Origin of the sequence: Pseudomonas sp. PS01270, from assembly GCF_029959775.1 — a bacterium.
In the GTDB taxonomy this organism is placed as follows: domain Bacteria; phylum Pseudomonadota; class Gammaproteobacteria; order Pseudomonadales; family Pseudomonadaceae; genus Aquipseudomonas; species Aquipseudomonas atacamensis.
In genome coordinates, this window is record NZ_JASCPT010000183.1 from 1 (window position 1) to 7,775 (window position 7,775).

At 60.5% G+C, this 7,775-nt stretch carries 9 protein-coding genes; 4 read left to right on the plus strand and 5 right to left on the minus strand.

Features of this window, described 5'->3' with window-relative positions:
• Positions 1 to 100: 100 nt before the first annotated feature.
• Positions 101 to 658 (minus strand): NAD(P)H-dependent oxidoreductase, encoded by a 558-nt coding sequence (locus tag QMX86_RS26415; RefSeq protein ID WP_024012496.1) that lies wholly within the window; start codon positions 656 to 658, stop codon positions 101 to 103.
• A 183-nt stretch (positions 659 to 841) separates the two neighbouring features.
• Between QMX86_RS26415 and QMX86_RS26420 the strand changes: the two genes are divergently transcribed.
• Both QMX86_RS26420 and QMX86_RS26425 read left to right on the plus strand, forming a co-directional pair.
• Complete coding sequence (locus QMX86_RS26420; RefSeq protein WP_016774209.1) at positions 842 to 1,072, plus strand: hypothetical protein; 231 nt, start codon at positions 842 to 844, stop codon at positions 1,070 to 1,072.
• A gap of 85 nt (positions 1,073 to 1,157) precedes the next feature.
• Positions 1,158 to 2,051, plus strand: coding sequence for a LysR family transcriptional regulator (locus tag QMX86_RS26425; RefSeq protein ID WP_282387108.1), 894 nt, complete (start codon positions 1,158 to 1,160; stop codon positions 2,049 to 2,051).
• Here QMX86_RS26425 and QMX86_RS26430 read toward each other — a convergent pair.
• From QMX86_RS26430 to QMX86_RS26445, 4 genes are all read right to left on the minus strand, one after another.
• The gene (locus QMX86_RS26430; RefSeq protein ID WP_282387107.1) at positions 2,017 to 2,631 is read right to left on the minus strand and encodes a GNAT family N-acetyltransferase; all 615 of its coding nucleotides are present in this window, start codon (positions 2,629 to 2,631) and stop codon (positions 2,017 to 2,019) included. The genes QMX86_RS26425 and QMX86_RS26430 overlap by 35 nt on opposite strands.
• Before the next feature lie 292 nt (positions 2,632 to 2,923).
• Entirely contained in the window at positions 2,924 to 3,682 is a 759-nt protein-coding gene (dnaQ, locus tag QMX86_RS26435; RefSeq protein WP_024012494.1) for a DNA polymerase III subunit epsilon, read from the minus strand.
• Between the two features lie 214 nt (positions 3,683 to 3,896).
• Positions 3,897 to 4,367, minus strand: a complete 471-nt coding sequence (gene rnhA / locus QMX86_RS26440; protein WP_007910572.1) for a ribonuclease HI — start codon at positions 4,365 to 4,367, stop codon at positions 3,897 to 3,899.
• Between the two features lie 90 nt (positions 4,368 to 4,457).
• On the minus strand, positions 4,458 to 5,216 hold the full coding sequence (locus QMX86_RS26445) for a methyltransferase domain-containing protein (RefSeq protein ID WP_041480625.1): 759 nt from the start codon (positions 5,214 to 5,216) through the stop codon (positions 4,458 to 4,460).
• A gap of 66 nt (positions 5,217 to 5,282) precedes the next feature.
• Here QMX86_RS26445 and gloB point away from each other — a divergent pair, with 66 nt between their 5' ends.
• Together gloB and QMX86_RS26455 are read left to right on the plus strand one after the other, a co-directional pair.
• Positions 5,283 to 6,050: a hydroxyacylglutathione hydrolase gene (gene gloB / locus QMX86_RS26450; protein ID WP_282387106.1), complete on the plus strand. Its 768-nt coding sequence runs from the start codon at positions 5,283 to 5,285 to the stop codon at positions 6,048 to 6,050.
• Between the two features lie 99 nt (positions 6,051 to 6,149).
• Complete coding sequence (locus QMX86_RS26455) at positions 6,150 to 7,613, plus strand: transglycosylase SLT domain-containing protein (protein ID WP_073475304.1); 1,464 nt, start codon at positions 6,150 to 6,152, stop codon at positions 7,611 to 7,613.
• Positions 7,614 to 7,775 lie beyond the last annotated feature (162 nt).

The following is a 7,775-nucleotide window of genomic DNA, read 5'->3' on the forward strand; positions in this document are numbered from 1 at the left end:
GAGCGAGCCTGCTCGCGAAAGCGGTGTGTCAGACGTGAAATTGTTATCTGACAGTCCGCCTTCGCGAGCAGGCTCGCTCCCACAGTGAGTTTCGGTGAGTTTATTTCTTGTGTTGCTCTACGAACTGGCCGTAGGCATCAATGAATTTTTGCAGGAACGGCTTCACCGAGTCGCTCAGCTTGCCCGCTTCATCAAACGCGTTGCCCGCACCCCCCAGATACGCTTCCGGCTGTTGCAGGCAATGGATATCGAGGAAAACGAATGTCTGACGCAGGTGCTGGTTAGCGCCGAAGCCACCGATGGCGCCTGGCGATACGCTGATCACCGCACCGGGTTTGCCGCTCCAAGCGCTCTGGCCATAAGGGCGTGAACCGACGTCGATGGCGTTCTTCAACGGTGCCGGGATCGAGCGGTTGTACTCGGGGGTAACAAACAGCACCGCGTCGGATGACGCCACTTTCTGACGGAAAGTGCTGTAGGCTGCCGGCGGAGAAGCGCCGTCGATGTCTTCGTTGTACAGCGGCAGCTCACCGATTTCGACAATCTCGAGCTTGAGATTGGCCGGCGCCAGTTCAGCGAGGGCCAGTGCGACTTTGCGATTGATCGATGCCTTGCGCAGGCTACCGACCACTACAGCGACGTTGTAGACATTGCTCATGGATGACTCTCGATGGTCCGTGGGAAGAGTCGCTAGTTATAGATGATCCAGTGACATTTTCACCAGTGGTCATTGGTTTTTCCTCCGCGGCGAATATTTTTTTCCTGTAGGAAAACTTACCGAGCTTGGTGACGGTCTACAAAGCCGCAAATCAAGCGTTTTATCTCCAGAGGTTCTAAGCAGATGGCAGCAGTACTCGTCGGTCAGTTTCATGCAAGAGATGCGGAAGGCCGCGTTTATTCCGTGCATGAATTCCAGGAATCGAACCCGTCTGCAGACGGATCCACTGGCTCGGAGCCCATTTACAGACTGGCTATTGGCGATCGGGTCAATAAGGTCAGTGACAGCGAGTTTCTCCTGGTTCAATCAGGCATTACCCTGATTCGCGAACCTGAGCCAACCGTCGCTCAATAACCCAGCGTTATGAGCAGAAGTCATGCGAGCGGACTTGGGGTAGGATTCAGCGTCTGACCCCACCTGCTGAACATGGACTTCACGCATGCGTTTACGCCACATCGAAGTGATTCAGGCGCTCTTGCAGACCGGTCACCTGGGCACCGCCGCCGAATGGCTGCAATTGCCGGTGACCGAGGTCGAAGAGCGCTTGCGCGAAGCCGAGAGTCAGTTGGGGTTCATGCTGTTTGCCAGCGTTCGCGGGCGCCTGCAATCGACCCCCGAAGCGCGCGCTTTGCAGGTGGAAATCGCACACGTTTACGAGGCGCTTGAGCCGGTGCAGCGTCTGGCCAGCAGCCTCAAGCAATACCTCGCCCCGCCCTTGCGCATCATCGGCACCCCGCCGCTGGCCCAGCAATTGCTGCCACAAAGCCTTGCGACTCTGCGTCGGCGCTTGCCGGACGCACCTTGCAGCCTGCTCAGCGCGCCGACTCGCGACATCGTTCGCAGCCTGTTACTGCGCGAAAGCGATCTGGGCCTGAGCCTGCACGATCCCGAACACCCCGATATCCACTGCCAGCCGCTGGCCCAGGGCAAGCTGCAATTGCTCGCTCCGCACGGCTGGCTGCAACCGAAACAGAAATACATTTCCCTCGCGGATCTGGCCGGTCAGGCCATGGTCGGTCTCGAAGGGCATGATCCGCTGAGCCCGGCACTGGAAAACAAACTCCAGGCCTTGCGCCCGGCGCCAAGCATTCAGACCCGCGTGCAGACCCATCAGATGATGCGCAGCATGGTCGAGGCCGGCGAAGGTCTGGCCATCGTCGACCCCTTCACCGCGTTGGGCGCCCGCGCCGGTGGGCTTGACGTCTGCCCGCTCTCACCGGCAGTGCCGATCAACCTCTACGCCCTGACCTTCAAACATGCCACGCCGTCGGCGGCGATTCAGACACTGCTGACGATCGTCACGGAACAAGCCGAGGCGATGTTGTCGAGCTGAGTGGTTTTTCCAGCGGATTATCGAACAGGCGATACCAGAACAACGCGACTTCGGCGGTGTGCGGATCGATGCCGCGATAGCGCAACTGGTCGATGCCGCCGATCACATAACCGCAACGCTCATACAGACGACAGGCGCCGAGGTTGTTGTTCTGGGTTTCGAGCATGATGCCCGGCAGCTTCTTCTTGCGACTCCAGAACTGCGCGACATCGAGCAACGCCTTGGCCACGCCGTGGCGACGGGCCGGGGCATGCACCGCCAGTTCATCGATATGGGCAAAGCCGTTCCAATTGGTGCTGATCACCAGATGGCCGACCGGCTCGTCGTCCAGGTACGCCATGAAAATCGCACTGTCGGGCGCGTTGTGAAAGGCGCTGAACTCTTCCGGATCGATGCCGTAGCACTTGCGGTACGGCACGATTGGCGTCACCGGCCACTGCTCGACCGGCTTGCCGATCACGGCAGCGCCATAGGCGCCCACCTCGAAACTGAAGTCGCTGCCCCAGATATACGGCGCAAAACCTTCATCGGCGACCCGCACCGACAACCCTGGGTATTTCGGATTCATGACCGGTTGCATACTGGGAAAAGTCCTCATTCCTTGACGCAGCCGACAGTGTCGACCTTGCTGTCGCGATGGATGATTGCCAGCGCAAATTTCAACTCTTTGTACATGAGGCTCAGTGTCCTGAGGCGGCAGATTTGCACCTGACCAGTGCACTCAGGGTAGAGGGTTGCGACGAATGTGGCGAGAGTGGCAACTTGGCTCCATGTCGCCAAACGCAAAAAATCGCTGCCTTCGGTGTCTCTAACTTGGAATGCAATCCCCGTAGGAGCCGCCGAAGGCTGCGATCTTTTGATCTTCAGGTTTTTCAGGCCTGCGCATCAGCCTCGGCAATCTGCGTCCACAACGCCGGCGCTCCCGCCGATTTGGCGATGATTTCCAGCCGCACCAGATGCGCCGCCAGTTCTTCTTCGGTCGCCCGGATGATTCGTGCTGGCTGACGATCGACCGGCAGGCGGCGGATTTCGGTAGCCGAGTTGTCGGCGCCCTCGCCTGTGCCATTGCCGTCGGAGGCGTTGCCGGCCAGCGACAGGCTGGTCTGGCCGCCGGTCATGGTCAGGTAGACGTCGGCGAGAATCTCCGAGTCGAGCAAGGCGCCGTGCAGTTCACGGCCGGAGTTGTCGACGCCGTAACGCTTGCACAACGCATCGAGGCTGTTGCGCTGCCCCGGGTGACGTTCCCGGGCCATCATCAGGGTGTCGAGGATGGTGCAATGCTGGGTGATGTCGGCGCGATCGTGCTGGCCCATCAAGGCGAATTCGTTGTTGATGAAGCCAACGTCGAACGCCGCGTTGTGGATGATCAGCTGTGCGCCCTGGATGAACTCGAAGAACTCGTCGGCGACTTCGGCAAAGCGCGGCTTGCCGACGAGGAATTCGTTTGTAATGCCGTGAACACCGATCGCGCCTTCGTCGCTTTCGCGATCCGGTTGCAGGTAAACGTGGAAATGCCGGCCCGTCAGGCGCCGACCGATCAGTTCGACGCAACCGATTTCAATGATCCGGTGACCATCGGTCACCGGCATGCCGGTGGTTTCGGTATCGAGTACAACGGATCTGGTGGCCATCAGTGCTCAGCTCTCAACGGGTCAATCGGGCAAAGGCGCGGATGTTAACACGCTGGGAATGAAGCCTGTAGGAGCTGCGGCACGCTGCGATCTTTTGATTTTTCTTACAGCAAGATCAAAAGATCGCAGCCTTCGGCAGCTCCTACAGGGGAATGCATTGCAAATGTGGGAGCGAGCCTGCTCGCGAACGGCCACGCCACGGTTAGAAGCGAAATCAGCTCTGCTTGTAACCGCGAACTTCATCCACCCCACGGTTGGCCAGCTGGTCAGCCCGCTCGTTACCGTGATGACCAATGTGCCCGCGCACCCATTTCCAGGTGACTTTGTGGCGATTGACCTGCTCGTCCAGCTCTTTCCACAGATCGGCGTTTTTCACCGGTTCTTTCGCAGCGGTTTTCCAGCCGCGCTTCTTCCAGTTGGCCATCCACTCGTTGATGCCTTTCATCACGTATTGCGAGTCGGTGACCAGCAGCACTTCGCAGGGGCGCTTGAGCGCTTCGAGGCCACGAATCGCGCCGAGCAGCTCCATGCGGTTGTTGGTCGTGTTGGCCTCGCCGCCCCACAATTCCTTTTCGACGCCCTTGCACACCAGCAGCGCGCCCCAGCCGCCGGGGCCGGGGTTGCCCTTGCAGGCACCGTCGGTGAACAGTTCTACGGTGTCGACGCTTTCCACGCTTTCGCTCATGCCAGTCTTTCCAGAAAAATGCCTGTCCTGCCAATCACGGATCGACAATGACCGCGGCCGGGACAAGCCCGGCCACAAATAAAAGAAGATTTACGGTTCGATGCGGCGGCGGTTGACCTTGGCCATCGGCAGCGGAATCAGCTTGCCCATCGGCTCGCGGCGTTCCTGGCGCAATGGCCGCAGCCCCACCACGATCTTGCGCGCCACCAGCAGATAGAAGCCACCGCCGGACAGCTGCCAGTCACCGGCCTTGCGTTCCCAGCCGGCCAGACGGTTCTGCCACTTGGGCGACGCGAGCGGCGGACGATAGCACCCGAAGCGGCGTTTCTCCAGCGCGAAGCCGAGCAGATTGAGCCAGTCGGCGACCCGCGACGGCGAGATGCAGCGCGCCTTGCGCAGGGCATCATTGGCGAAGAAATGCCGCAGCCCCCAAGTGCTCCAGGGGTTGATGCCGATGATCAGCAGATGCCCGCCGGGGCGCACGCTGCTCGCCGCTTCACGCAGCAAACCGTGGGGCGACAGGCAGAAATCCAGGCCATGCTGCATCACCACCACGTCGGCGGCGTGCTCGCTCAACGGCCAGGCCTGCTCTTCGCAAACGATCTCGACTCCGGGCAACGGCGCGCCTAGACGCACGTTGCGCTGTACTTGCGGCGCGGCCGGCGGGGTTTCGGCGGACGGGCCGTAATGCACCAGATAACCGCCGAAGAACCGGCCGAGCTCGTCGTCGAGCATGCGCCGCTCTTCATCCAGCAGAAATTGCCCGAGCGGCCCCGACAGCCATTCGCGGGCGGCGCTGATCAATGCCAGCCAGTCGGGATCGGCCTGAGCGAACGCTTTATCGGTCATGTCATTCTCCAACGCGCCAGGAACTACTAAGATGCGCCAATGTTTTCCGCTTGGCGAATTCCGACGATGATACAGATCAGTGCCCTGCCCGCGTTCACCGACAACTACATCTGGTTGTTACAGGATCATCAGACCCAGCGCTGCGCGGTGGTTGATCCGGGCGACGCCGCCCCGGTGCAGGCGTGGCTTGACGCGCATCCGGGCTGGGTGCTCAGCGATATTCTGATCACTCACCATCACCATGACCATGTCGGCGGCGTCGAGCGCCTGAAAGCGGCGAGCGGCGCCAGGGTCTACGGCCCGGCCAGCGAAAGCATTCCGGCGCGTGACGTAGCGCTCAAGGACAACGACAGCGTCAGCGTGCTCGGCTGGGACTTCGACGTCTATGCGGTGCCCGGTCACACCCTGGGGCACATCGCCTATTACCACCATGGCCTGCTGTTCTGCGGCGACACCCTGTTCGCCGCCGGTTGCGGCCGGTTGTTCGAAGGCACGCCCGAGCAGATGTACCACTCGCTCAGCCGTCTCGCGGCCCTGCCGGAAGATACGCTGGTGTACTGCACCCACGAATACACCTTGAGCAATCTGAAATTTGCCGCCGCCGTCGAGCCGGGCAATCCGGAAGTCGCCGCCCGTCTGGAAAAGGTCACGCAGCAACGGCAGAACGGCGTGATGACATTGCCGTCGACTTTGGCCCTGGAAAAGCTTACCAATCCGTTTTTACGCACTTCTGAAACATTGGTTACACAAAAAGTGGACGAACGGGAAGGCGCTCAAAACCGGGAGCCGAGCGAGGTATTTGCGGCTCTGCGGGCATGGAAAGACAAGTTCTGACAAGCGCGCCGGCCGGGACAAAAATTCTCAATGGTTGACCGCAGGGGGTGCGCTTTCTAGAATCGCCCGACATTTTTGCCCGGAACTTACTTCCAGCCAATGTCGTCATCCATACGTAAGTCCGTCAATTCAGATGCTTTGACCCGCTTGGCGCAAGCCATCGCGGTGGCTGTGTCCGCCACGCTGGCGGGTTGTTCCAGCCACGCTCCGCAGACTGAAGCGACGCATACGCCGAACATTGCTGCGCGAGCCAAGCAGAAGCCGATCTGGCTGACCGAGAAGCCCACTCCCGTGGCGCCCCAGGACATCTGGGAACGCATGCGCCAGGGCTTCCAGTTGCAGGAAGGCCTCGGCGTCAATCCGCGCATTGAGCAACAACGCCTGTGGTTCGCCAGTAACCCCTCTTTCCTCGAGAATGCCGGCGAACGCGGCAGCCTCTACATTCATTACATCGTCGAACGCCTCGAAGAACGCAACATGCCGTTGGAACTGGCCCTGCTGCCAGTGATCGAGAGCGCGTACAACCCGATGGCCTACTCCCGCGCCGATGCGGTGGGCCTGTGGCAATTCATTCCGTCCACCGGGCGCTACTTCAACCTGCGCCAGACCCGCTTCTACGACGGTCGTCGCGACATCACCGCTTCGACCACGGCAGCGATGGATTACCTGACTCGCCTGCACGACATGTTCAACGGCGACTGGCTGCTGGCGCTGGCAGCCTACAACGCTGGTGAAGGCACCGTCAGCCGCGCGATCGAACGCAACGAAAAGCTCGGCCTGCCCACCGACTACTGGAACCTGCCGCTGCCGGCGGAAACCCAGGCCTATGTGCCGAAGTTGCTGGCACTGTCGCAAGTGGTACTGGCGCCTGAAGCCTACGGCGTCAACCTCAACCCGATCGCCAACGAGCCGTACTTCCAGGTCGTCGAAATCAACCAGCGCATGGACCTGTCCAAGGTCGCTGCGGTGGCCAACATCGATGAAGACGAACTGTTCCAGCTCAATCCGGCGTTCAAACAGCGCACCACCATCGACGGTCCGCAGCATCTGCTGGTGCCGACATCCAAGGCGCAACTGCTGACCGCCAGTCTGCAGACCATGCGCCCGGACGAATTGATCAGCCCGCGCTCGCTGAAACCGGTGTTCGAAGGCGCCGATCCGTCGGAAGTGGCGCAGCTCAAACGTGCTTATCGGGTCAAGCGTGGCGACAACCTCGGCTCCATCGCCAAGGCCAACAAGGTCGAAGTCAAGGATCTGCAGCGCTGGAACAAGCTGACCGGCAAGAACCTCAAGGTCGGCCAGACCCTGGTCATGCAGGACAACACCAAGCGTGCACCGGCGCGCAAGTCCGGCCGGGTCAACACCGTGGTCGCGGCGAATACCAAGACCAAAGGCAAGGACGAGAACAAGCAGCAGACCCAGTACAAGGTCAAGCGCGGCGACACCCTGTATGTGGTGGCCAAGCGGTTCAACGTCGAGATGCAACATCTCAAGCGTTGGAACCCGGGTGCGGGCAAGGCGTTGAAGCCGGGGCAGATGCTTACGGTTTATCAGCCGCACTGATTGAAGAGCCCCTGAATTCAGGGGCTTTTTATTGCCGATTGCTTTGTGCCAGACGGGAACACTGTGGCGAGGGGATTTATCCCCGCTGGGGCGCGCAGCGGCCCCTTTTTTTCGGCATCTTGAAGAAGGGGGACTGCTGCGCAGTCCAGCGGGGATAAATCC